22 protein-coding genes are annotated in these 24604 nt (G+C 66.0%); 8 read left to right on the top strand and 14 right to left on the bottom strand.

Going from position 1 to position 24604, the window contains the following annotated elements; all coding sequences use genetic code 11:
- The first annotated feature begins 130 nt into the window (after positions 1 to 130).
- Positions 131 to 364 carry a DUF465 domain-containing protein gene (locus tag J4E58_RS09415; protein WP_007932361.1) on the top strand — a complete coding sequence of 78 codons (234 nt, stop codon included), beginning with the start codon at positions 131 to 133 and terminating at the stop codon, positions 362 to 364.
- A gap of 175 nt (positions 365 to 539) precedes the next feature.
- Here the strand turns inward: J4E58_RS09415 and J4E58_RS09420 are convergent, their stop codons facing one another.
- The 3 genes from J4E58_RS09420 to J4E58_RS09430 all read right to left on the bottom strand — a co-directional run bounded on the left by J4E58_RS09420 (position 540) and on the right by J4E58_RS09430 (position 3122).
- Positions 540 to 677, bottom strand: a complete 138-nt coding sequence (locus tag J4E58_RS09420; RefSeq protein WP_007932359.1) for a hypothetical protein — start codon at positions 675 to 677, stop codon at positions 540 to 542.
- Positions 678 to 817: 140 nt separating this feature from the next.
- Complete coding sequence (locus J4E58_RS09425; protein ID WP_087091548.1) at positions 818 to 1927, bottom strand: SMP-30/gluconolactonase/LRE family protein; 1110 nt, start codon at positions 1925 to 1927, stop codon at positions 818 to 820.
- A gap of 25 nt (positions 1928 to 1952) precedes the next feature.
- The gene (locus J4E58_RS09430) at positions 1953 to 3122 is read right to left on the bottom strand and encodes an SRPBCC family protein (protein ID WP_087091547.1); all 1170 of its coding nucleotides are present in this window, start codon (positions 3120 to 3122) and stop codon (positions 1953 to 1955) included.
- A gap of 94 nt (positions 3123 to 3216) precedes the next feature.
- Here J4E58_RS09430 and J4E58_RS09435 point away from each other — a divergent pair, with 94 nt between their 5' ends.
- The gene (locus J4E58_RS09435; RefSeq protein WP_087091546.1) at positions 3217 to 4155 is read left to right on the top strand and encodes a LysR family transcriptional regulator; all 939 of its coding nucleotides are present in this window, start codon (positions 3217 to 3219) and stop codon (positions 4153 to 4155) included.
- A gap of 124 nt (positions 4156 to 4279) precedes the next feature.
- Positions 4280 to 4906 carry a thiol:disulfide interchange protein DsbA/DsbL gene (locus J4E58_RS09440; protein ID WP_087091545.1) on the top strand — a complete coding sequence of 209 codons (627 nt, stop codon included), beginning with the start codon at positions 4280 to 4282 and terminating at the stop codon, positions 4904 to 4906.
- Positions 4907 to 5014: 108 nt separating this feature from the next.
- On the opposite strand, the gene J4E58_RS09445 is transcribed toward J4E58_RS09440, so the two are convergent.
- The 8 genes from J4E58_RS09445 to J4E58_RS09480 all read right to left on the bottom strand — a co-directional run bounded on the left by J4E58_RS09445 (position 5015) and on the right by J4E58_RS09480 (position 13202).
- Positions 5015 to 6427: an amidase gene (locus J4E58_RS09445; protein WP_087091544.1), complete on the bottom strand. Its 1413-nt coding sequence runs from the start codon at positions 6425 to 6427 to the stop codon at positions 5015 to 5017.
- On the bottom strand, positions 6424 to 7704 hold the full coding sequence (locus tag J4E58_RS09450; protein ID WP_087091543.1) for a Zn-dependent hydrolase: 1281 nt from the start codon (positions 7702 to 7704) through the stop codon (positions 6424 to 6426). The genes J4E58_RS09445 and J4E58_RS09450 overlap by 4 nt, the downstream gene beginning before the upstream one ends.
- Before the next feature lie 13 nt (positions 7705 to 7717).
- On the bottom strand, positions 7718 to 8413 hold the full coding sequence (locus J4E58_RS09455) for an ABC transporter ATP-binding protein (RefSeq protein ID WP_007932342.1): 696 nt from the start codon (positions 8411 to 8413) through the stop codon (positions 7718 to 7720).
- On the bottom strand, positions 8413 to 9165 hold the full coding sequence (locus tag J4E58_RS09460) for an ABC transporter ATP-binding protein (RefSeq protein ID WP_007932340.1): 753 nt from the start codon (positions 9163 to 9165) through the stop codon (positions 8413 to 8415). Before J4E58_RS09460 ends, J4E58_RS09455 begins: the two co-directional genes overlap by 1 nt.
- Positions 9162 to 10172, bottom strand: coding sequence for a branched-chain amino acid ABC transporter permease (locus tag J4E58_RS09465; protein ID WP_087091542.1), 1011 nt, complete (start codon positions 10170 to 10172; stop codon positions 9162 to 9164). The genes J4E58_RS09460 and J4E58_RS09465 overlap by 4 nt, the downstream gene beginning before the upstream one ends.
- Before the next feature lie 2 nt (positions 10173 to 10174).
- Entirely contained in the window at positions 10175 to 11035 is an 861-nt protein-coding gene (locus J4E58_RS09470) for a branched-chain amino acid ABC transporter permease (protein WP_087091541.1), read from the bottom strand.
- 81 nt (positions 11036 to 11116) lie between these two features.
- Complete coding sequence (locus J4E58_RS09475) at positions 11117 to 12319, bottom strand: ABC transporter substrate-binding protein (protein ID WP_087091540.1); 1203 nt, start codon at positions 12317 to 12319, stop codon at positions 11117 to 11119.
- A gap of 112 nt (positions 12320 to 12431) precedes the next feature.
- Positions 12432 to 13202 (bottom strand): FadR/GntR family transcriptional regulator, encoded by a 771-nt coding sequence (locus tag J4E58_RS09480; protein WP_087091539.1) that lies wholly within the window; start codon positions 13200 to 13202, stop codon positions 12432 to 12434.
- A 216-nt stretch (positions 13203 to 13418) separates the two neighbouring features.
- Between J4E58_RS09480 and J4E58_RS09485 the strand changes: the two genes are divergently transcribed.
- The gene (locus J4E58_RS09485; RefSeq protein ID WP_087091538.1) at positions 13419 to 13823 is read left to right on the top strand and encodes a DUF488 domain-containing protein; all 405 of its coding nucleotides are present in this window, start codon (positions 13419 to 13421) and stop codon (positions 13821 to 13823) included.
- 12 nt (positions 13824 to 13835) lie between these two features.
- On the opposite strand, the gene J4E58_RS09490 is transcribed toward J4E58_RS09485, so the two are convergent.
- Both J4E58_RS09490 and J4E58_RS09495 read right to left on the bottom strand, forming a co-directional pair.
- A complete protein-coding gene (locus tag J4E58_RS09490; RefSeq protein ID WP_007932333.1) occupies positions 13836 to 14297 on the bottom strand; it encodes a hypothetical protein in 462 nt (153 codons plus the stop codon).
- A gap of 105 nt (positions 14298 to 14402) precedes the next feature.
- Positions 14403 to 14681 (bottom strand): hypothetical protein, encoded by a 279-nt coding sequence (locus J4E58_RS09495; RefSeq protein ID WP_087091537.1) that lies wholly within the window; start codon positions 14679 to 14681, stop codon positions 14403 to 14405.
- A gap of 198 nt (positions 14682 to 14879) precedes the next feature.
- On the opposite strand from J4E58_RS09495, the gene J4E58_RS09500 reads away from it, so the two are divergent.
- Entirely contained in the window at positions 14880 to 17567 is a 2688-nt protein-coding gene (locus J4E58_RS09500) for an MGH1-like glycoside hydrolase domain-containing protein (RefSeq protein WP_087091536.1), read from the top strand.
- A 425-nt stretch (positions 17568 to 17992) separates the two neighbouring features.
- Here the strand turns inward: J4E58_RS09500 and J4E58_RS09505 are convergent, their stop codons facing one another.
- Entirely contained in the window at positions 17993 to 19711 is a 1719-nt protein-coding gene (locus J4E58_RS09505) for a hydrogenase maturation protein (RefSeq protein ID WP_087091535.1), read from the bottom strand.
- A 300-nt stretch (positions 19712 to 20011) separates the two neighbouring features.
- On the opposite strand from J4E58_RS09505, the gene J4E58_RS09510 reads away from it, so the two are divergent.
- The 3 genes from J4E58_RS09510 (at position 20012) to J4E58_RS09520 (ending at position 24519) form a co-directional block, all read left to right on the top strand.
- A complete protein-coding gene (locus tag J4E58_RS09510; protein ID WP_007921828.1) occupies positions 20012 to 20524 on the top strand; it encodes a sigma-70 family RNA polymerase sigma factor in 513 nt (170 codons plus the stop codon).
- Positions 20521 to 21474: a FecR domain-containing protein gene (locus tag J4E58_RS09515; protein WP_087091534.1), complete on the top strand. Its 954-nt coding sequence runs from the start codon at positions 20521 to 20523 to the stop codon at positions 21472 to 21474. Before J4E58_RS09510 ends, J4E58_RS09515 begins: the two co-directional genes overlap by 4 nt.
- A gap of 105 nt (positions 21475 to 21579) precedes the next feature.
- Entirely contained in the window at positions 21580 to 24519 is a 2940-nt protein-coding gene (locus J4E58_RS09520; RefSeq protein WP_087091533.1) for a TonB-dependent receptor, read from the top strand.
- The last annotated feature ends 85 nt before the right edge of the window (positions 24520 to 24604 follow it).

Below are 24604 nucleotides of genomic sequence, written 5' to 3' on the forward strand. Positions count from 1 at the left end.
GCTGAAGGCGACGAACGGTTAGCGCTGTGGTCTGATTGACGGTCGACAGACAGCGGTGGTGGAGGTCATTCTGGTAACTGGCGAGCGCCTGTAAGTGCGCTTGCTACCGATCAACAAACGGAGGTGTTTCATGCCGGTGCCCCATGACCTGTATCAGGACCTGAGCTACAGCAAAGAAGACATTCAACAGCGCCGGGCCAGTGACCCGCACTTGAATGCCTTGTTCGACAAATACTCCAGCATTGATGATCAGGTGCTCAAAGCGGAGGCCGCGGCGGCCGCTGACGAGGAGCTGAAACGACTCAAGGAAAAGCGGCTGCTGATCAAGGACGAAATCTCCGAGAAGCTGACCGCCCGCTTCTGACCCCGACCCTGTCCTGAGCGAGATGTCCCGAGGCTTCGGGCGTCTCGCCAGGTTCTACGCAATCCAGAGCATTGGCTGCTCTTTCCGCTATTTGCCCGTTTACTCCCCTGTATCGACCCGCACCCTTGGCGAGACGCGCCCGAGTCGGGCGCGCCTGTTTCAGCGCCTGCCTGCCTCAAGGGCACTCGCAGGTGCTCGGGCCGAATACCGGGCCTGCGCAGGGATCTTCGGACGGTCCGAACACCGGGCACGCGGCCAGCGCCGACAGGGATGAAGTGAGCAGCAGGGACGCCAGGAGGATTTTGATTTTCATGGGGGGATCCACTCTCAATGTGATGGGAATCAATCGGATTCGATTGTTTGTCTTTCCTTGGTGGGCGCCTGTGACGGCGCCGCGCGGGACAGCTTAGATCAGAATCTGGCGAGCATGCCGGTGCCCATGCCGTTATCGCATCAAGGCGCCTTTGACAGCGCGACGCTCAGCGGCAGGCGCGCCATATGCGTGGCCTTGAGCGAGCCGAAGTACAGGGCGTCGCCGTATTCGCGCACCGTGGTGATCGGCGCGTAGTTGCCGGCGCTGGCGTCCTGCAGGTTGGCGATGACCTGGCCCTGGGTATCCAGGCCGAGGACGAAGCCGCGTTTTTCCACCGGCTTGGGCAGCAGGGTCATGGCCCGCACGATCATCTTGCGCACCAGCGGGTAGGGCGCGGTGCCGTCCAGCAGGACATTGCGCGGGGCGTAGAGCGCCACCCAGAAACGCCCCTGGCCGTTGAAGCTGAGGTTGTCCGGCAGCCCCGGCAGGTTGTCGATGAACAGGTCGTGGGTGCCGGCCTTGGCGCCGCTGAGCCAATAGCGGCTGATCCGGTAGGCGCCGGTTTCGTTGACCAGCACATAGGCTTCCTGAGGCCCGAGGGCCACGCCGTTGGCGAACTCCAGGCCGTCCAGCAACTGCTCGGTCTGGCCCGTCTGGAAGTCATAGCGCAGTAAGCGCCCGTCGCCGCCGTGCTCGATCACCGCCTCGCCATCCTGGCCGTAGCCCCAGCGGCTGGTGGCGTCGCTGAAGTAGGCATAACGCCCGGTGGCGTCCACCGCCACGTCGTCGGTAAAACCGAAGGGCAGGCCGTTGGCGGAGGTGGTGAGGGTGCTCAGTTGGCCCTTGGCGTCCAGCGCCAGCAGGCCCTTGACCGCGTCGGCGATGATCAGCCGGCCATCCGGATGCCGGGCCAGGCCCAGGGGGCGTCCGCCGGTATTGGCCAGTACCTGCAGGGTGCTGCCGTCCAGGGCGGTGCGGATCACCCGCCCGTCATGCAGGCCGCTGATCAGCGAGCCGTCTTCCAGCAACAGGGCTTCCGGCCCGTCGATATTCAGCGCGCCCACCGTCTGCACGCCCTTGAGCTTCTGGTTCTCGGCGTACAGGCCGCTCTTCAGCGAAGGCGCCACCGGCGGGGTCCAGGCCAATGGCTGGACCTTGGTCGGCATCAGCAGCAGAAAGGCGCCGATGGCGATGACCACGACTAACAGCAGATGGCGAAACTTGATCCGACGGGGTGCGACGGGCTTCATTGAGGGCGGCTCCTGGGTGATGGGTTCAGGTCGCGCTCTGCGGCGCGACGTCGGCGCCCCGGGGAATCGCCCGTTGCGCCATTTCGCACAAGGCTAGCAGGGAGTCGGCGGACTCCCGTTCTATCCGCCTTCTGAATAGCAGGCGATTGCCCAGGCGCATCAGCAAGCCGTCGAAGCGGTATTCCAGGGTGCGGATAAAGCGCGTGCGGTGGGCGTCCAGCGCCTGGCACTCGTAGGTCACCACCAACTCCAGGCCATGATCGCCCTTGGCCGCGGCGCTCCAGCGATGCCCGGGCAGGTACTCGTCGACCCGCCAGCTCAGGTGCCCGCTGCGCCCGCCGGCGTGGATGTCTTCCTCGAAGCGCGCGCCGGCGGGCAGGGCCCCGGCCGGACCCTGGACCTTCAGCGACGAGGGGTGCCACTCCGGCCAGCGGCTGGAGGCGCAGGCGTAGTCGAGCAGGGCCACCGGGTTGCGCGGAATATCGATCTGATGCTGCATGCGGGTCATGGACGAGGACCTTGTCGATAGAGAGGAGGTGGCGGGTTCCGGCTCCCAGTACAGGGTGCCGAACAGGTAATCCATCAGCGGCAGGACGATGTTGAAATTGCGCTCCTGCATCAGCTCGCGACGGTGATGCAGCTCATGCAGGCGGCGCATCTGGCGGATCCACGGCAGCCGCGCCAGCGGGTGCTCGGCCGGCAGGTGTTCGCAGGCATGGAACACCTCGTAGGCCAGGTAACCGATCAGGGTGCAGCTGGCGAACAGCGCCGCGACATTGGCATTCCAGAACTTCAGCAGCCACCACAGCGGCAGGGCGAACAGCAGGCTGTGGACCACGATCAGCCAGGCCGGAAACAGGATCACCCGCCAGTCCCGGGGGCCGTCGTAGGTCATGTGTCCGGGCACGAAGAAACTGTGGTGATCGCCGCTGTGGCGGGCGTAGAACATCCGCGCGAAGGCCTGCTTGTGGTGGCCCAGCCAACGGTGCACGACGTAGATGCACAGGTTGAAGAACAGCAGCGCCACTGGCATCGCCAGCCACTCCAGGGGCTGTACCTGGTGCAGGGTGCTCCACAGCAGGGCGATGCCCGCCATGCCATAGGCCAGCACGAAACCGCCGTGCAGCCACGGGTTGTAGCGCGGATGAACCGCGGCGCGGTAACGCTCGCGAAATGCCAGGGTGGTTTGCCTCAAGGCCGTTCTCCTGTGGGTTTTATTGTTCTTGTTGACAGAAGATTAGTCCTGCTCGAATTATCCAGCTAATGGATATTCGGAATGGGCATTATTCATGAAGCTGAATTTGCGGCACCTGGATCTCAACCTGCTCTTGGTGTTCGACGCGCTGATGCAGGAGCAGAACCTGTCCCGCGCGGCGGTGCGCCTGAACCTCAGCCAGCCGGCCGTGAGCAACGCCCTGGCGCGCCTGCGCAGCCAGCTCGACGAGCCGCTGTTCATCCGCACCGCCCGGGGCATGCAGCCCACGCCGCGGGCCCATGTGCTGCACGGTTCGGTGCGCCAGGCCCTGCGTCTGCTGCAGGAAGGCCTGGACCCGGGTAGCGCGTTCGACCCGGCGGCGGCCGACCAGACCTTTACCCTGTCGATGAACGACTACGCCCAGGCGCGCCTGTTGCCGGCGCTGTCACGCCGTTTGCAAAGCGCAGCGCCCAAGGTGCGCTTGGCGGTGCGCAGCGATGCCGCCGACTCCCTGCCGGCCTGGCTGACCACCGGGATGCTCGACCTGGCGGTGGACTATCTGTACTTCGACGATCCCGACCTCTGCTACCAGCCGCTGCTGGAAGAACAGCTGGTGGTGATCGGCCGTATCGACCACCCGGCCTTCGAGCCGCAGCTCGGCCTCAAGGCCTATGAGCAGAGTCGGCACGTGGCGATTCCGGACCGGGGCGGGCGCGGCTCGCCGCTGGAGATCGTCCTCGGTTCGGCCAAGGTCCAGCGCCATGTGCAGCTGTTCGTCCCGCATTACCTGAGCATTCCCTTGATCGTCGCCCAGTCGGATTTGCTGGGCACGGTGCCGCGGCGCCTGGCGGAGCACTTCTGCGCGCTGATGCCGATCCGCATCGCCGAGCTGCCCTTGGTGGCGCCACCGGTGCAGGTCAGCCTGATCTGGCATCGCCAGCAGGAGCGGGTGCCGGGGCATCGCTGGCTGCGCGAGGAAATCATCGCCCTGGCCGCCCGGTTCGCGCAGCAGCCGGAGCTTTCCGGGCGTTGATGACAAAAAACCAACAAAAGATTGGGATTGGTCCGATTGGCACCGTGGACACCGCCTGTATCCTTTGGGGCCCGCTTGACGAGCAGCCGTGCTGACTCAGAGGCGTCAACCCATTGGAGATTGCATGCGTCACTCGATTCTGAACATTGCCCTGGCAGCCAGCTGCCTCTTTGGCTTGGCCGGGCAGACCGCCATGGCGGCGGTGGATGCCAGCCAGTACGTGGAACTCAAGGATGCCGTGCCGCAGGTCGTGCCCGGCAAGATCGAAGTGGTGGAACTGTTTTCCTACGGCTGCGGCCACTGTTACAACCTCGAAGCTTCGATCAACCCCTGGGCCGCCCAGCTTCCCGAAGACGTGAACTTCGTCAAGCTGCCGGCCATGTTCGGCGGGATCTGGGATGTCTACGGCCAGCTGTACCTGACCCTGGCGACCATGGACGCCAAGCCCGAGGCGCATCACGCGGTATTCGAGGCGATCCACGGCGGCAACCGCCTGAAAACCCCCGAGGCCATGGCCGAGCTGCTCAAAGGCCAGGGCATCGAGCCGGCGAAGTTCCTCGCCACCTACAACTCCTTCGCCGTGCAGGCCAAGGTGATGGACGCGAAAAAACGCACCGCGGCCTACCAGGCCACCGGCGTGCCCTCGCTGGTGGTGGACGGCAAGTACCGCTTCGGCATGACCAACGACGGCGCCAAGGGCCTGTTCGCGGTGGCGGACCAGTTGATCGCCCAGGTGCGGGCAGCAAAATAAGCCCTCGATCCCTTGGCCGCTGTCCAGCCGGCGAGGCTCGGCAGCGGCTCCAGGGCATCGAGCGGTAGTCAAAAAGGGCATCGCTAGCGATGCCCCTCATGAGCGCTGTCAGTCCTTGATCCGCGGCGCCTGCGGATGCGGGCTCGGGAACGCCTGCTCATAGGCACGGCACAGGCGCAGCACCTGATCATCGGCAAACCGCGTGCCCACCACCTGCAGGCCCACCGGCAAACCGTCCTCGGCGAAGCCGCACGGCACCGAGGCGGCCGGTTGCTGGGTGAGGTTGAAGGGGTAGCTGAAGGGCGTCCATTCCATCCATTCGCCCAGGCCGGAACCCGGTGGCACGTTGTGCCCGGCGGCGAAGGCGGTGAGCGGCAGCATGGGCGAGACCAGCAGGTCGTAGCGCCTGTGGAACCCGGCCATGTGCGCTACCAGCGCCGCGCGGGCTTCCAGGGCCAGGGTGTAGTCGTGAAGGCTGATGCCTTCACCCTGCCGGGCAATGCGCAGCAGGCCCGGGTCGAGCTGCTGGCGTTGCTCCTGGCTCAGTTGCCCGGCCAGCCGCGCGGCGCCGGCGAACCACAGGGTATTGAACAACTCCAGCGGGTCGCTGAACCCCGGGTCGACCTGCTCGACGTCGGCGCCCAGTTGCGCCAGGCGTTCCACCGCCCGGGCCACCACCCGTGCTACCTGTGGTTGCACCTTCACGTAGCCGAAATCGGCGCTGTAGGCGATACGCAGGCCTTTGAGGTCAGTGCTCTGCGGCAACCAGGGCGTGCTGCGTGGGGCCCCGGCAAGGCCATCGCGGGGATCCGGGCGGGCGACGGTTTGCAGCATCAGCAGCGCATCGTCGACGGTGCGGGTCATCGGCCCCAGGTGCGAGAGGATGGTCATGGCGCTGGCCGGCCACTGCGGCACGTAGCCGAAGGTCGGCTTGATCCCGAAGGTGCCGGTGAAGGCGCAGGGAATGCGGATCGAACCACCGGCATCGCTGCCCTGGTGCAGCACGCCGAGGTTCAGCGAGGCCGCGGCGGCCGCGCCACCGGAGGAGCCACCGGCGGTGGTGCGGGTGTCCCAGGGGTTGCGGGTGATGCCGTACAGCGGGTTGTCGGTCACGCCTTTCCAGCCGAACTCCGGGGTGGTGGTCTTGCCCAGCAGCACCGCGCCGGCGTTGCGCATAAAGGCCGGGAAGGGCGCATCGACGTCCCAGGGGCCGCTGGCGGAGGTGGTTTTCGAGCCCTTGCGGGTGGGCATGCCACGGGTCAGGGTCAGGTCCTTGATCGAGGCCGGCACGCCGTCCAGCGCACCGCAGGGCTGGCCCTTGAACCAGCGCTGCTCGGAGGCTTTTGCCGCGTCCAGTGCGCCTTGCGGGTCGACATGGCAATAGGCGTTGACCTGCGGGTTGAAGCGCTCGATGCGCGCCAGGGCGTCCTCGGTCGCTTCCACTGGCGACAGGCGCTTGTCACGGTAATGGGCGAGCAGTTCGACGCCGCTCATCTCGGCGATTTCGCGGTGTTGGGTCATGCCGTCGCTCCTGCTTGCGCCGCGTTGACCATGGCCCGTAGCAACACGGCGCAACCGTCGGCCAGGTCCTGGGGCGCGGCGTTTTCGATTTCGTTGTGGCTGATGCCGCCTTCGCAGGGTACGAAGATCATTCCGGCCGGGCCCAGCTCGGCGATGAAGATCGCGTCGTGCCCGGCGCCGCTGACGATGTCCATATGGCTCAGGCCCAGCTGTTCGGCGCCCTGGCGTACCGCGGCGACGCAGGCGGGGTCGAAGTCCAGCGGCGGGAAATCGGCGGTGGGGGTCAGTTCGAAGCCCAGGCCGTGCTGCTGGCAGGTGTCCTCGATCACCTGGCGCACCTCGTCGACCATGGCTTGCAGTTTGTCGGCATGCAGGTGGCGCAGGTCGAGGGTCATCTGCACCTGGCCGGGAATCACGTTGCGCGAGCCCGGGTGCAGGCTCAGGCAGCCGACCGTGCCACAGGCGTGGGGCTGTTGCTCGTGGGCGATGCGGTTGACCGCGCCGATCACCTGGGCGGCGCCCACCAGGGCATCCTTGCGCAAGTGCATCGGCGTCGGCCCGGCATGGGCCTCGACCCCGGTCAGGGTCAGGTCGAACCACTTCTGGCCGAGGCAGCCCATGACCACGCCAATGGTGGTCTGGCGGTCTTCCAGCACCGGGCCCTGTTCGATGTGCGCCTCGAAATACGCGCCCACCGGATGGCCGAGCACCGCCCGCGAGCCGGCATAACCGATGCGCCGCAACTCGCTGCCCACCGACAGCCCCTGTTCGTCCTGCTTGCGCAGGGTGTCGTCGAGGTCGAACTTACCGGCAAACACCCCCGAGCCCATCATGCACGGCGGGAAGCGCGAGCCTTCTTCGTTGGTCCAGACCACCACCTCGATCGGCGCCTCGGTCTGCAGGCCGAGGTCGTTGAGGGTGCGGATCACCTCCAGGCCGGCCATCACCCCGTAGCAACCGTCGAACTTGCCGCCGGTGGGCTGGGTGTCGATATGGCTGCCGGTCATCACTGGCGGCAGCTGCGGGTTACGCCCGGCGCGGCGGGCGAAGATATTGCCGATGCCGTCGATGCTGACGCTGCACCCGGCCTCTTCGCACCAGCGCACGAACAGGTCGCGGGCCTGGCGGTCGAGGTCGGTCAGGGCCAGGCGGCACACGCCGCCCTTGGCGGTGGCGCCCAGCCGCGCGAGGTCCATCAGCGATTGCCAGAGGCGTTCGCGGTTGACCAGCGGGGTGCTGTCTTGCAACGGGGGTACGGACACAATCGGACGGTTCATTTCATCTCTCCCCTCAGGCGCTCAGGGCCAGGTAGCGGTTCTTGATGCTCGGGTCGGCGCGGAAGTCGGCGGCGCTGCCCTGGTAGACCACGCGCCCCTGTTCGAGGACGTAATGGCGGTCGGCGAGCTTGTCGCAGACCATCAGGTTCTGTTCCACCAGCAGCACCGGCAGGCCGTCGTCCTTGATCTTGCGCAGGATCTTCACCAGCTCGTCGACGATCACCGGGGCCAGGCCTTCGGTGGGTTCGTCGAGAATCAGCAGCTTGGGATCGTTGAGCAGGGCACGGGCGATGGCGAGCATCTGCTGCTCGCCGCCGGACAGCGCGTGGCCGGCGTTTTTGCGCCGCTCCTTGAGGCGCGGGAACATGCCGTAGACATCCTCCAGCTGCCAGCGGCTGCTCTTGCGCTGGGCGATGCGCAGGTTTTCCTCGACGCTGAGCAGGCGGAAGATGCCGCGGTGTTCCGGCACCAGCGCCAGGCCCTGGCGGGCGATCTCGAAGATCTTCTTGCCCACCAGCTCCTGGCCGTTGAAGCGGATCTGCCCCTGGCGCGGGCAGATGATCCCGAGGATGCTGCGCAGGGTCGTGGTCTTGCCCGCGCCGTTGCGCCCCAGCAGGGTCACCAGCTCGCCGGCGTCGACCTGCAGCGAGACGCCTTCGAGGACGTGGCTCTTGTCGTAGTAGGAATGGATATTCTCGACGGTCAGCATCAGGCGGCTTCTCCCAGGTAGGCGATGCGCACGCGCTCGTCGGCGCGGACGAATTGCGGTGTGCCCTCGACCAGGATCTGGCCGTGGCTCATGACGGTGATGCGTTGGCTGATGGACATGACGATGCTCATGTTGTGTTCGATCAGCAGCACCGTGTGGTCGCGGCCCAGGTCGCTGATCAGTTGGGTCATGATCGGGATGTCGTCGATGCCCATGCCGGAGGTCGGCTCGTCGAGCATCAGCAGTTTCGGCCTGGAGCAGATCGACATGCCGACTTCCAGCACCCGCTGCTGGCCGTGGGACAGTTCGCCGGCGAGGGTGTCGGCGCGTGCCGTCAGTTGCAGGCGTTCGAGCACCTGGTCGGCCATCTCCAGATGTTCGCGGCGGCTGTCGACGTGGCGCCAGAAGTTCAGCGCCGCCAGGCCATCGCGGCCCTGGGCGGCCAGGCGCAGGTTTTCCCGCACGCTGAGGTTCTGGAACAGGCTGGTCAGTTGGAACGAACGGGCCATGCCCAGGCCGACCCGGCCGTGGGCCGGTTTCTTGATGATGTTCTTGCCGTTGAACAGGATCGCCCCGGCGGTGGCCTGGCGTTCGCCGGTCAGGCAGTGGAACAGGCTGGTCTTGCCGGCGCCGTTGGGGCCGATGATGGTGTGGATGGTGCCGGCCTCGACCTTCAGGTTGACGCCGTTGACCGCGTGGAAGGCGCCATAGGCCAGCTCCAGGTCCTGGGTTTGCAGCAGGTACTGCGTCATGACAGTTTCTCCTCGGTCGGCAGGGCCGCCTTGCGTGGCCCCCGGATGCGTTCGCACAGGCTCGACAAGCCGCCCCACAAACCGCCACGCATGAACACCACCACCAGGATCAGGATGATCCCCAGCAGCATCAGCCAGCGTGGCCAGAGGTCGGACAGGAACTCGCCGAGCAGCACGATGGAACCGGCGCCCAGCAGGGAGCCGAACAGCGAGCCGGTGCCGCCGACTATGGTCATGATCAGGATGTTTTCCGACATCGCCAGGTCGATGTTCGACAGCGGCACGAAATGCAGGAGCATGGCGTACAGCGCCCCGGCGATCCCGGTGACCGCGCCGGACAGCATGAACACCAGGATCTTGAAGTGCCGGGTGTCGTAGCCGATGGCGGCGGCGCGGGTTTCGTTCTCGCGGATCGCCATCAGCGTGCTGCCGAACGGCGAGGCGATCACCCGGCGGGCGCCGATGAAGATCAGCAGGAACAGCACCGCGACAAAGGCGTAGAAGTAGCGCGCGTCGCCCAGCGACAGCAGCACGGTGTCGCCGAGGCGGATCTCCGGGCGCGGCACGCTGAGCAGGCCGTTGTCGCCGCCGGTCCAGTCGCTCAGGGTGTAGGCGATGAAGTAGGCCATCTGGCTGAAGGCCAGGGTCAGCATCACGAAGTAGATGCCGGTGCGCCGGATCGCCAGGGCGCCCACCAGCAACGCCAGCAGCGCGCCCACCAGGGCCGCGCCGAACAGGGCGCTGAACAGGCCCAACTGCAGGTGGATCATCAGCAGCGCGGCGCAGTAGGCCCCGGCGCCGAAGAAGATGCCCTGGCCGAACGACAGCAGGCCGGTGTAGCCCAGCAGCAGGTTACAGGCCAGCGCCGCGAGGGCGAAGATCAGGATCTCGGTGGCCAGGGTCGCCGACGGCAGCACCAGCGGCAGGCCGATCAGTACCGCGACCACCAGCCACGGCAGGGCGCGCGACTGGGTCTTGGCGAACGGCAGGGGATTTTTCTCGCTCATGTTCATGCTCTCCCGAACAGGCCGTAGGGACGGACCAGAATCACCGCCGCCATGGCGCCGTAGATCATCAGGCTGGCGCCTTGCGGCCAGAGGGTGGTCATCAGGCTCTGCACCACGCCCACCAGCAGGCCACCCACCAGCGCGCCGCTGAACGAACCCATGCCGCCGATCACCACCACCACGAAGGCCACCCCGAGGATTTCCGGGCCGACAAAGGGCTGGGCGCCACGCAGCGGCGCGAACAGCACCCCGGCGATCCCGGCCAGGGCCACGCCGAGGGCGAAGGTCATGGAGAACAGGCGAAAGATGTTGGTGCCCAGCAGCGACACGGTCTCGGTGCTTTCGCTGCCGGCGCGCACCAGGGCGCCGAAGCGCGTGCGCTCCAGCAGCAGCCACAGCGCCAGCCCGACCAGCGCCGAGAAGACGATGAGGAACAGGCGGTAGTAGGGGTAGACGAAGTCGCCGACGATCAGCACGCCGCGCAGCAGTTCCGGTACCGCGACGCTTTTGCCGACGGGGCCCCAGATCAGCACGCTGGCTTCCTGGATGATCAGCGCGATGCCCAGGGTCACCAGGATCTGGAAGGTGTGGGGCAGGTGGTAGATGCGCTGGATCAATAATCGCTCGATGGCCCAGGCCAGGACCGCGACCACCAGCGGCGCGACCAGCAGCGCCAGCCAGAAGCTGCCGGTGAGGCTGACGGCGGTGTAGCAGATGTAGGCCCCGAGCAGGAAGAACGCGCCGTGGGCGAAGTTGACGAAGTTCAGCAGGCCGAAAATGATCGTCAGGCCCACCGCGATCAGGAAGTAGATCATCCCCAGGCCGAGGCCGTTGAGGATCTGGAACAGGTAAAGATTGAGCATGCGGGTACCCTCGACAGGGGGCCGGCGACTGTCGTCGGGCGGCCCGCTGCCTCTAGCCAGCGATGAAAAGGTCGGTCGGGGTCAGGCCAGGTTGCAGCCGGTGGCGCCGACATCCGGGAACGAGCGCCCGGAGCTGAGCACTTCGGCCAGGTCGTCCTTGTCGCGCATGTTGGCCGTGGCCTTGCCCTGCAGCAGGTAGTAATCCTTGATCACCTGATGGTCGCCGGCGCGGATGCTTTCCTCGCCGGTCGGGCCCTGGTACGTCAGGCCTTGCATGGCCTTGGCCACGGTCGCGCCGTCGAAACTGCCGGTGGCGACTATGGTGTCGAGCATGATCCGGGTGCCGATGTAGTCGGCGGCCAGCGGGTAGGTGGGGTTGATGCCGTACTTGGCCTGGGTCAGCTTGACCAGCTCGCGGTTGAGCGGGGTGTCGACCTGGTGCCAGTACTGCGCGCCGAGGTAGACGCCTTCGAGCACGTCGCTGCCCAGTTCCTGGAACTGGTCGAGCCCGGCGGACCACACCAGCAGCACTTTCATGCGTTCCTTGATGCCGAAGTTGACCGCCTGGCGCAGGGCGTTGGAGGACTGGCTGCCGAAGTTGAGCAGCACCAGCACGTCGGGCTGGGCGGCGATGGCGTTGGTCAGGTAGCCGGAGAATTCCTGTTCCTGCAACGAGTGATAGCTGTTGCCGACGTGCTCGATGCCATGTTCGGCGCAGACCTGTCTGGCGCCTTCCAGCAGGGCTTCGCCGAATACGTATTGCGGGGTGATGGTGTACCAGCGCTTGGCCTCGGGCAGGCGCTTGATCAGCGGCACCATGGTTTCGCGAATGGCGCCGTAGGTCGGCACCGACCAGCGAAAGGTCGAGGCGTTGCAGTCCTTGCCGGTGACTTCGTCGGCGCCCACCGGGGTCATGAACACGCCGTTGACCTTGCCCACCTCCTTGGCCACCGCCAGCGCCGAAGACGACAGGGTGCAGCCCTGGAAGAATCGCGCGCCGTCCTGGGCAATCGCCTCCTGCACCTTGCGCACCGCCTTGCCGGCGTTGCCTTCGGTGTCGATCACCTTGTAGTTCAGCGGGCGGCCGAGCAGGGTCGGGTACTGCTCCACCGCCAGGCGCGAGCCCATGTCGGCGAACTTGCCGTAGCTGGCGAAGGCCCCGGACATCGACTTGAGCCTGTAGAAGGTAAAGGGTTCGGCGGCAAAGGCGTTGCGCACCCCCAGCGGAAGGCTGAGGCCTGCGGCAACGGTCAGACTGGCTTTCAACAACGTACGACGCTGCATGGGGTAACTCCCTGGTTTAGTTATTGGCAGGAGTGGCAATGGCAAAACGGCGCAGCAGCCTGTGTTCAGGCTTTGTTATTGGCGAAGCGGTGTGTGGCGGGTGCGGCGGTTATCAATGGTGGTGGTCGAACTCCAGCAGGAAGTGTTGGGTGACCTCGCCCTCGAGGGCGCTCATATGGTGTTCGGCGTCGCACATGTGTTCGTGCATCAGCTGGCGTACCGCGGTTTCGTCCTCGGCTTTGAAGGCCAGCAACAGGCGCTTGTGGTAATCGAGGTTGGCGGCGTCGAACTGCTTGCGCTTGGGCTTGTAGGCCTTCTTCAGCACCACCAGATCACGCAGCAGGTCGTTGAGGAACTGCGCCATGAAACTCAGCAGCGGGTTGGGGCAGGCGCGGCCCAGCAGGTTGTGGAATTCCAGCTCGGCGATGCGCTGTTCGCGCTGGCCGGCCTCGCTGTCTTCCGGGGCGCTGCAGAAGTCGATATTGGCCTGCAGCGCCGAAAAGTCGTCAGCACTCAGGCGGCCGATCACCGACACCGCCAGTTCTACCTCGATGACCTTGCGCAGCTGGTACACCTGCTCACCGTCCATCTGCTGGAAGTGCAGGTAATTGCGCAGGGCGCGGCTCGCCGGTTCGGTGCCGGCCTGGTTCAGGTAGGCGCCGCCGCTGGGGCCGGTGCGGGTATTGACCAGCCCTTCGACCTCCAGCGCCTTGAGCGCTTCGCGGGCCGAACCCTTGGAACACTGAAAGCTTTCCATCAGCTCGCGCTCGGTCGGCAAGCGATCGCCGGGACGCAGGGCGTTGATCACAATGGAACGCTTGACCGACTCGACAATCACGTCGGAAAGCTTCTGGCGTTTGCGGCGAACAGGTCGTTTGAGCATGTTTTCGATTTATCGTATTAATGCGGATAAATAGTACTTAATAGGGCTGGGCCCGCTGCGTCAATCGTCCGGGAGGCGAGCTGTCGTTTTCAATGTGGGAGGGTCGTAATCAGAACCAGGGTGAGTGGCGGCGGGGCACTTGTCGAAGGTCCTCCATCCTGTGTCCAGCCACTAAGCTGATGGCAGGCCATGCGCTGCCATAGACGGGAGGAAATCATGATTCTGTGCAAACGCGCCTACGAGCCGGCAAGCCCCGACGACGGCTATCGGGTGCTGGTGGACCGCCTGTGGCCGCGCAACTGTCGCAAGGACCGGTTGCCGCTGGACGAGTGGCTGAAAGAGCTGGCGCCGTCTACCGGATTGCGTCGCGCCTTCAAGTCCGGCGAGCTGGATTTCGCCACCTTCCGCAACCGTTACCGCCAGGAACTGGCGGCCCGCCCCGAGCATTGGTGGGCGTTGCTGGAACGCGCGCAAAAGGGCCGCCTGACCCTGGTGTACTCGGCCCACGATGAAGCGCACAACAATGCCCGGGTGCTGGCCGAGTGGCTGGAGGACGAGCTGGGCCGCCAGGGCGAGGGCAGTTCGCCGGTGTGCTATGCGCACCTGTCGCCGCCTGAATGAAGACGCTGCGCTTCAGGGCTGCTTCAACATCACATAGGCCTCGCCGCCGCGCCGGTCGTGCATCAGCAGGAAGGTCTGCTGGTCGAGGGTGATTTTCGCCGGCAGGTGCTGCGCCACCGGGGTGCTGGAGAACTGCTCGGCCAGCTTGAGAAATTGCGCGGTCAGGGTCTTGTCCCGCTGCGACGGCGTGGTCACCGCGCATTGCTTGCCTTTCTGCACCTGGACCCCAAGGCTGTGGTCCGGCCTGAGCCCCATCCGCGCATACCCGGCATTGTCCAGCCTGGCGATGCCATAGGCCTTGGCCGCGCTGTCGGCCCCGGCGAAGGAGGGCGCGGACTTCAGGCAGATATCGCGAAAGGCCAGCACGCCTTCGGCGATGGCCGCCGCTTCCTTGTCGATGACTTCGGGCGGGCTGGCGCAGCCGGCCAACAGGGCCAGGGCCAGGCTCAAAGGGCTCAGGATCGCGCGGTTCATCGGACCTCCCAGGCATTCACGGGGCATGCTTATAGCCTAGCCAAGCTTCAGCCTGCGGGGGACCTGGGTGATGGGCGCCTTATGACAGGCGCCGAAAAAAGCGGATCAGTTGAACCCGACCGACCATCGGTTCACCGTTTCCGGCTCATGGCGCTGGCTCGGGTCGGTTTCGTAATTGCACTGGGGGCCGCTGCAGGCGTGCTCCAGGGTGATCGGCGCCTTGAACTTCAGGTGGAATTTCGTCGGCTCCTGCTCTGCTGCAGAGCTAGCCGTTGCCTCTGCCAGGGCGGGCATCGGGTAGCTCAGGTCCAGGCCTTCGGCCTGTGCCGGCAGGGCCAATACACAGAGCACAAGGCTCGCCAGGAGGGTGTTGTCGCTGAACATCGTGGGGACCGCGTTTGCACAAAAGGGTTGCCGAGTATAACGAGCGTCTTGCCGGAAATTTAAGCCAAAGGCTCTATCACGGGCTTTGTGCGACAACGGGTCGCTGTTGGCGCCTCGCACCATGAAACATTTGTCATGGGCCGCCGGCGCCACCAGCCCCTACACTGGCTTTCACCTCCATGGCTCACGGACACCCCCATGACGGCAGCAGCGGCGGCAAGCATCCTCGAAACGGTCGAAGGCCAGCGCCTCAATGGCGAGGCCTGCGAACCCTGGCGCGAGTGGGGGCCGTATCTGAGCGAGCGGCAGTGGGGCACGGTGCGCGAGGACTACAGCGCCGATGGCGATGCCTGGGCCTACTTGCCCCACGACCATGCGCGCAGCCGTGCCTACCGCTGGGGCGAGGACGGGTTGGCGGGGTTCTCCGACAAGGCCCAGTACTGGTGCCTGGGGCTGGCCCTGTGGAACGAGCGCGACAGCATTCTCAAGGAACGCCTGTTCGGCCTGAACAACGCCGAAGGCAATCACGGCGAAGACGTCAAGGAGCTGTATTTCTACCTCGATGGCGTGCCTAGCCATGCCTATATGCGCATGCTCTACAAATACCCGCAGGCGGCCTTTCCCTATGAGGACCTGCTGCGGGAAAACGCCCGGCGCGGCCTGGACGATACCGAGTACGAGATCCTCGACACCGGGGTATTCGAGGACGATCGCTACTTCGACGTGACCGTGGAATACGCCAAGCACGCGGTCGACGACATCTTCATGCGGGTCACGGTGCACAACCGTTTTCATCAGCCGGCGCGTTTGCGGGTATTGCCCCAGGTCTGGGCGCGCAATACCTGGAGCTGGGGCGGCGACTCGCGCAAGCCGAGCTTGCGCCTGGAGGGCGAGCAATTGCTGGCCCGGCATCCACGGTGTTCGCCGATGCAGGTCAGCGCCTGGGGGCCGGAGCGTTGCGAGTGGCTGTTCTGCAACAACGAAACCAACTTCCCGAGACTCGATGGACTGGCCGCGCCCGGTCCGTTCAAGGACGGGATCAACGACTACCTGCTGGGAGGCTCCGCCAGTGCCATTGCCCGTGACGGCGGAACCCGCGCTGCGGCTCACTTCACCCTGGAGCTGGCCGGGCTGGAGAGCAAAAGCGTATACCTGCGTTTTGCTCCGGCTGGCTCGCCCCAGGTCAGCGCCCGGCGCCTGTTCGAACAACGGCGGGCCGAGGCCGATGCGTTCTACGCCGCGCTGCAACAGGGCATCGCCGATGCCGACGCACGCAATGTGCAGCGCCAGGCCCTGGCCGGGCTGCTGTGGTCCAAGCAACTCTACGATTTCGACGTCAACCGCTGGCTCGATGGCGACCCCGGCCAGCCCGCGCCGCCGGCGTCACACGCCCATCTGCGCAACAGCCATTGGCGGCACCTGGCGAACTTCGACATCGTGGCCATGCCCGACACCTGGGAATACCCCTGGTACGCCTCGTGGGACCTGGGTTTCCAGGCGGTGGCCCTGGCCTTGATCGACCCGGGCTTCGCCAAGCACCAGCTGTTGCTGCTGGTCAAAGACCGCTTCATGCATCCCAACGGGCAGTTGCCGGCCTACGAGTGGCGCTTCGACGACGCCAACCCGCCGGTGCATGCCTGGGCCAGCTGGCGGGTGTACCAGCGGGAAAAGGCCCTGACCGGCCAGGGCGACCTGGACTTTCTCGAACGGATCTTCCACAAGCTGCTGCTGAACTTCTCCTGGTGGGTCAACCGCAAGGACGCCGAAGGGCGCAACCTGTTCCAGGGTGGTTTCCTCGGCCTCGACAATATCGGGCTGTTCGACCGCTCGGCGCCCTTGCCGCCGGGCTACACCCTGGACCAGGCCGACGGCACCGCCTGGGTCGCGGCCTATGCCCTGGACCTGATGCGCATTGCCCTGGAACTGGCCAGGCGCAACCCGGTGTACGTGGACATCGCGGTGAAGTTCTTCGAGCACTTCCTGTACATCGCCGGGGCCATCAACCGGCTGGACAACGGCGACACAGGGCTGTGGGATGAGCAGGACCGGTTCTTCTACGACGTGCTGCATCGCCCCGATGGTGGCAACGAACCGCTGCGCCTGCGTTCCATCGTCGGCCTGATGCCGCTGTTCGCCGTGCAGGTGCTGGAGCAGCATGAACACGAATGCCTGCCGGGGCTGCGTGAGCGTTTGCTGGAGTTCATGCACCATCGGCCGGACCTGGCCAGCCTGGTGTCGCGCTGGAACGAACCGGGGCAGGGTAATCGCCTGTTGCTCGCACTGCTGCGCGGCGAGCGCACCAAGGACTTGCTCAAGCGCATGCTCGACGAGGCGGAGTTTCTTTCCGAGTTCGGTATCCGCTCGCTGTCCAGGGTCTTCGCCGAACACCCCTTCGCCCTGCAGGTCGACGGTCATCAGTTGCGCGCCCGTTACGCGCCGGCCGATTCCGACTCACGGCTGTACGGCGGCAACTCCAACTGGCGCGGGCCGCTGTGGATGCCGATCAACTACATGCTGATCGAATCGCTGCGCGAATTTCATCGTTACTACGCCGACAACTTCTCGGTGGAATACCCCAGCGGTTCCGGCTACCTGGCGTCCCTGGAGGAAGTCGCCGACAGCCTGAGCCAGCGCCTGACCCGCCTGTTCCTGCGCGACGAGGACGGGCGCCGCCCATCGATGTGCGCCTACGCGCAGTTGCAGGCCGATCCCCGGGACCGGGATCTGCTGCTGTTCCACGAGTACTTCCACGGCGACACCGGCCGCGGCCTGGGAGCGAGCCACCAGACCGGCTGGACGGCGCTGGTAGCGTTGTTGTTGCAGCCTGTAGCCGCTGCCGAGCCTGCGAGGCTGCGACAAGGCCCGCAGGGCCTTCAGCGGTCTTGAGAACGCCGCGCCCCTGCGGGTCGATCGCAGGCTGCGCCAGCGGCTACACGGAGCCTGGGTCTGTAGCCGCTGCCTAGCCTGCGAGGCTGCGACAAGGCCCGCAGGGCCTTCAGCGATCTTGAGAACGCCGTGCCCCTGCGGGTCGATCGCAGGCTGCGCCAGCGGCTACATGGAGCCTGGGTCTGTAGCCGCTGCCGAGCCTGCGAGGCTGCGACAAGGCCCGCAGGGCCTTCAGCGGTCTTGAGAACGCCGCGCCCCTGCCGGTCGATCGCAGGCTGCGCCAGCGGCTACATGGAGCCTGGGTCTGTAGCCGCTGCCGAGCCTGCGAGGCTGCGACAAGGCCCGCAGGGCCTTCAGCGATCTTGAACACGCCGCGCCCCTGCGGGTCGATCGCAGGCTGCGCCAGCGGCTACAGGGGCGGAGGATCAGGCGCTCAAGGTGTCTGGCTGTGGCACGGCCCAATCCTCGATCAACCGCTGCGGCGTGCAGCAGGTCTTGCGCTTGTAGACGAAGCCGGCGCATTTCTCGGCGAAGCCGTGGCGGTTCTGCACCATGTCCAGGTGCATCTGTTCCAACTCGGCGTTGCGGCAGTGCTGCATCAGTTGCGGGTCGGCGTTGGCCTTGCGCTCGCGCAGGGCCTGGTATTTCGGTTCGGTCAGCACGGCATTGGCCCGTTGCAGCAACCACAGGCCGAACTCGTCGGGGCAGCGCGGGCCGACTTCCTGGACCATGCCCATCTGCAGGGCCTGGAAAGCGTTGATCGGCAGGCATTCGTCGGTGAGTTTGTGCGCCATGGCGTGGCCGACCGCGCGGGGCAGGCTGTAGGTCCAGTATTCCGAGCCGTACAGGCCCATGCTCTTGTAGTGCGGGTTGTAGACGGTATTGGCCCGGGCCAGCACCACGTCGGCCGCCAGCGCCAGCATCAGGCCGCCGGCCCCGGCATTGCCGGTGAGGCCGCTGACCACCAGCTGGCGGGCGCTGAGCAGCTCCTTGCAGACGTCGTCGATGGCCTGGATGTTGTTCCAGGCTTCCAGGCCCGGCACCGGCGCGGCCTGGATTACGTTGAGGTGCACGCCGTTGCAGAACGCGCCACGCCCGCCCTTGATCAGCAGTACCTGGGTGTCCCGGGCCTTGGCCCATTGCAGCGCGCTGACCAGGCGCTGGCAGTGTTCGGTGCTCATGGCGCCGTTGTAGAACTCGAAGGTCAGCTCGCCGACGTGGCCCGACTCGCGGTAGCGGATCGGCTGGTAGGCCTCGTCGCTGAACGGCTCGCTGGCGACCGACCAGTGCAGATGAGGCACGCCGTCCAGTTGGCCGGCCAGCACATGGCGGGCGGGCAGCTTGAAGTGTTCGGTGCCTGGCCGGGCCTTGCGCTTGAGGGAGCCGATCCACAAGCTGCGGTCGCCGCAGGCCACCAGCACGGCATCGTCGTGCACCGCCAGCAGTTCGCCGGGGATGCCGCTGCGGCTATCCAGGTGCGCGTCATACAGGTAGTACTGCCCGCCGGCGAGGCTGGCCAGGACCCCGGGCTGGCCGTCGGCGGCGTCGATGCAGCGCTTGATGAAGGCGGCGCTGTCGTGCCAGCTGAAGCTGCGGTCGTCCTGTTTCATGTTCGGTTGCAGGCGGCCGCGCACCTGCGGCTGGCTGTAGTCCAGGGGCACCGGGACGAAGTCGCTGCCGAATTTTTCCACCACATCGCGGATGCAGTAGATCGCCGCGTCGGCCACCGGCCCGTTGTACAGCTCGGACTTGCGCACCTGCGCCGGCACCTTGAATTCCCAGGTGGACCAGACCGGCCCGGCGTCCATTTCTTCCACCGCCTGCAGGGCGGTGACGCCCCAGCGCTCGAGGTTGTTGCTGATGGCCCAGTCCAGGGCGCTGGCGCCGCGGTCGCCGACGATGCCCGGGTGAATGATGATCACCGGACGGGTCGGGTGGCGCCACAGTTGCTCGGGCACCCGGTCCTTGAGGAAGGGGCAGATCACCAGGTCGGGGTCGGCCTGTTCGATCTGCCGGCAAACGTCTTCTTCGCTGGTGAACAGCACCACACTGGGACGATGGCCGGACTGGCGCAGGTCCAGCCAGGCACGCTGGGTGAGACCGTTGAAGGCGGTGGACAGCAGAATGATCTTCAGCGATTGCATAGCGACTCTTCCTTGAGGATGAAGCGGGGCCGGCCGTTCCGAAAGCCGTCCCTGGCCGATGGAGGCGCCAGAGTAGAGAGGACCTTTGGGCGTCCTGCTGACCGAGATCAATCAAGTGCGTCGGGCGGCGCGGCGAGGCGCCGGATTACATATATTCGTTAGTTAGCCTGGGTGAATTTTTAATTACTTCCAAATAGATTCAGCCCTGTTGCACAGTCGCTCCCCTAATCCTGGGTCGGCAATGTCCCGAACCAGCCAGACGATTTCGAGAGAGGGAGCTGTCTTGTGAGGGAGCCAGGCATGGGTGCGAATCGCAACCCTCATTACTCACTGATCGGGCAGATGTTCAAACGCGACTATCAGTGGCTGTGCGCCTCGGTGGGTCGCGTCCTGGGCTGCCATCACAGCGCCCAGGACATCGCCTCGGAAACCTTCGTGCGGGTGCTGGCCCTGCCGGACCCGGCGGCCATCCGCGAGCCCCGGGCGCTGCTGACCACCATCGCCCGGCGCCTGGTCTACGAAGGCTGGCGGCGCCAGGACCTGGAGCGCGCCTACCTGGAAAGCCTGGCCCTGGCGCCGACGCCGGTGCACCCGTCACCCGAGGAGCGGGCGCTGGTGATCGAAGCGCTGCTGGCCGTGGACCGCTTGCTCAACGGTTTGTCCGCCAAGGCCAAGGCGGCCTTTCTCTACCATCAGCTCGACGGCCTGACCTACGCCGAAATCGGCCAGCAGCTGGGGGTGTCCACCAGTCGCGTGCAGCAGTACATGGCCGAGGCGTTCAAGCGCTGTTATCAGGCGATGGTCGACGCATGAGTCGTCCGCGCGCGAACGAGGCGCTGGTGGATGAAGCGGCGCAATGGATGGCCCTCCTGCAATCGGGGCAGATGAACGCCCAGGAACGCCAGGCATTCCACGACTGGCGCGCCGCCGACCCGCAGCACGAGCAGATCATCGCGCTGATGGGCGGCGGCCTGGGGGCGCTGCGCAGCCAGGCCTTGCGCAACCTGTCCCGGGACAGCCTGCTGCACAGCCTGAATGCGCCGTCGAGCCGTCGGCGTTTTATCGGCGGCAGCCTGAGTGTGATGGCCCTGGCCCTGGCCGCGACCTTGCTCGGCCGGCGCTACAACCTGCTGCCCGAGGCGGGCGCCCTGTACACCGGCACTGGCGAGCGCCGCGACTTCACCCTGGCCGACGGCAGCGCCCTGACCCTCAATGCCCGCAGCCAGGTAGTGAGCTGTTTCGATGCCCAACAGCGGTTGTTGCAACTGCGCAATGGTCAACTGCTGGTGGACGTGGCCAGGGACCCGCAGCGGCCCTTCGTGGTGGAAACCGAACACGGGCGCATGCGGGCTTTGGGCACGAAGTTCCTGGTGGAGCGCGGCGAGGACTGGACGCGCCTGGTGATGCTGCATTCGCAGGTCGAGGTGCTCACCGCCAGTGGCGCGCGGCAGGTGGTCGAGGCCGGCGAAAGCCTGCGTTTCGACGCTCGGCAACTGTTGCTGCTGGAGCGTGCCAAGGGCCATGAAAGCGCCTGGACCTCGGGGGTATTCGAGGCCCGCGACCGGCCCCTGAGCGAGGTGATCGACAGCTTGCGCGGCTACCGGCGCGGCATCATCCGCCTCAGCCCCCAGGTGGCCGACCTGCGCCTGAGCGGCATCTATCCCCTGGACGACAGCGACCGCAGCCTGCAGTTGCTCGAGCGTTCGCTGCCGATCCGCGTCAGCTACCACAGCCCATATTGGGTCAGCATCGAGCCGCGCTGAAGGGCGCGGTTATAACCCCATAACCCCTTGGCCTAACCGCCACCCTATAAAAACCCGTCAGTCGCTGCTCATTCCCTGCAACCGCATTCAACAGGGAATCGCTCCATGCACTCATCGAACCTTTTCAACCCGCCGCGCCTGTCACTGGCGTTGGCCCTGGCGTTCGGCGCTTGTGGCAGCGCCGCCTGGGCCCAGCAGGCAGAAGCCCGGCAGCTAGAGGCCAGGCAGATCACCTTCGACATTGCCGCCGGCCCGCTGGACGAGGTGCTGCTGGATATCTCGCGGCAGAGCGGGGTGCCGATTTCCTTCCGCCAGGACCTGGTGCAGGGCAAGCGCAGCCCGGCCATTCGTGGTGCCCTGGGCGGCCAGCAGGCGGTGGACAGGGCCCTGCAAGGCAGCGGCCTGGAGGCCCAGCACAGCGAGCAGGGGCTGACCATTCGCAATGCTCCGGCCAGTGCCAAGGCCAGCCCTAAAGCCAGCGCCGTGGCGCCGGTACGCGCGCCGGACCCGCAGTTGGAAAAGGTCACGGTGACCGGCTCGCGCATCGCCCGCGCCCAGTCCGACGGCGCCACTCCGGTGAACGTGATTACCCATGAAGAGATGGAGGCCCGCGGTTACCGCAACGTCTACGACGCCCTGGCGACCCAGACGCAGAACACCGGCATGACCCAGGGCGAGGACTACGGCAACACTTTCCAGCCCGCCGCCAGCGCCCTCAACCTGCGGGGGCTGGGCCCCAACCACACGCTGGTGCTGATCAACGGCCGGCGGGTCGCGGACTATCCGACGGCCTATGGCGGCCAGGTCAACTTCACCAACCTGGCCAACATTCCTTCGGCGATCATCGACCGTATCGAGGTTCTCAGCAGCGGCGCCTCGGCCATCTACGGCTCCGATGCGATCGCCGGGGTGGTCAACATCATCCTCAAGGAGAAGGCCAGCGGCATCGACGTCAACCTGCGTGGCGGCACCACCGAGCGCGGCGGCGGCGATAACCAGCGCCTGCAGATCAGCGGCGGTGGCAGTTGGGGGGATTTCGATGGCCTGTTCGGCCTGGAGCTGACCCATCGCCAGCCGATCTGGGCCGACGACCGCGGCTTCATGGATCGCGGGCCGGCCCTGGACGTCGGTTACCGGCGCAACCTCGACAGCGGCAAATACATCGGCCCCGGCTGCGGCGCCTACTCCGGGGTGTTTGCCAACCACCTCAGTGGCAGCGGCGGGCGCTGCACCACCGACCAGGTCTACAACGATTACTGGACCTTGCAGACGCAGAAGGAAAACTACGACGGCTACACCCGCGGCACCTGGCATTTCAGCGACAGCGGCAAGGTCTTCGCCGACCTGATGTATGGCCTGGACCATATCCAGAACAACACCCGCGGGCCGAGCTTCACCTCGCCCGACTTCATCAACCGGAACACGGGCAACCTGGAGCGCTGGTTCCGGCGTTTCTCCGAGGAGGAAGTCGGCGGCCGCACCAGCAACAACAGCAAGTGGCGCGACACCTCCTGGACCGGCACCCTGGGCCTGTCCGACCGGATCGCCGACACGGCCTGGAGCTACGAGCTGGCGGCCAACCGCTCGGAGTACCGCAGCGTGCGCACCACCCGCTATACGCCGTCGGCCACTATTCGCGATTTCTACCTGGGGCCGCAGCTGGGCGAGCAGGGCGGGTATCCGCTGTTCGCCCCGGATGCCTCACGGCTTGACCGCCCGCTGACCGAAGAGGAGTGGCGACAGTTTCGCCGCAACCTGACCCAGACCAGCAAGTCGGTATCGCAGAGCTACAACGCCTCGCTCAACGGCGAGCTGTTCGACTTGCCGGCCGGGCCGGTGGGCTTCGCCGGCATCCTTGAGCTGGGCAAGCAGGAATACCGCGTCGACCCGGACGATGGGCTCAACGACGGCAGCTTCTACGGCACCACCCCGGCGCAGAGTTCCGGTGGCTCGCGCAAGCGTTATGCCGCCGGCGGCGAGTTCAGCGTGCCGATCAGCGACAGCCTGCTGGCGTCGCTGGCGGGGCGCTGGGACCAGTACAAATTCAGCGGCCGCACCGAGCAGCAGAAGACCTACAACCTGGGCCTGGAATGGCGCCCGCTGAACAGCCTGCTGCTGCGCGGCAGCTACGGCACCAGCTTCCGCGCCCCGGACCTGAACTACATCTACCAGGCCGACACCAACGGCTATGTGCCGGACCAGATCGACTACTACGGGTGCAGCCAGGGTGTCGAGGGCGCCTGCGATCGCGGGCGGGTGGACTACACCCAGAGCGGCACCGCCGACCTCAAGTCCGAGCGGGGCAAATCCTGGACCTACGGGTTCGTCTGGTCGCCGTCGCGCAACTTCGATGTGTCGGTGGATTACTGGCGCGTGCAGATCGAGGACCTGCTGACCACCGTCGACCAGAACCGCCTGTTGCAAGAGGAAAACGCCTGCCGCAGTGGCGCCATGGACATCAATTCGGCCAGCTGCCAGGCGACGCTGGCGCGCATCCAGCGCAACCCGGGCACTGCCGCGGTGGACCCGAACCGCTTGCAGCGGGTGCAGATCAATGCGATCAACGCCGCCAGCGAACGGGTCAGCGGGCTCGACCTGAAAAGCAATATCCGCTGGGGCGCCGGGGAGTACGGGGCGTTCAGTTCGACCCTGGGCTACACCTTGGTGCTCTCGCATTTCTACAAGGAATCGGACGACGCGCCGACCCAGGACTGGCGCGTGGACCGCAGCAATCACGACTGGCGCAGCAAGGTCAACGCCAGCCTGACCTGGGATTACCAGCACTACACCGCGACCCTGCTGGGCATCCGCTATGGCAGCGTGACCAATGGCAACTCGGACGGGCGCCTGTCGCCCTGGACCGTGTTCAACGCCAGCGCCCGCTACAAGGTCAACGACCGCGCCAGCGTCGGCCTGACCGTCAACAACCTGCTGAACCAGGTCAAGCGCGACGACTCCGGCGGCTGGCCGTATTACCCCACCGGCAACTACGACCCCTACGGCCGCCAATGGTGGCTGGATGTGAGTTATCACTTTGGCGGCTGAACCCTCCCTATGGCTGATGGTGTCTGGCCTGATGCACCGCGGCGCCTGCATCGCGAGCAAGCTGCGCTCCTACAGGTTTTGTTGC

It is taken from the genome of Pseudomonas sp. FW305-25, assembly GCF_017351415.1.
Classification (GTDB): Bacteria; Pseudomonadota; Gammaproteobacteria; order Pseudomonadales; family Pseudomonadaceae; genus Aquipseudomonas; species Aquipseudomonas chlororaphis.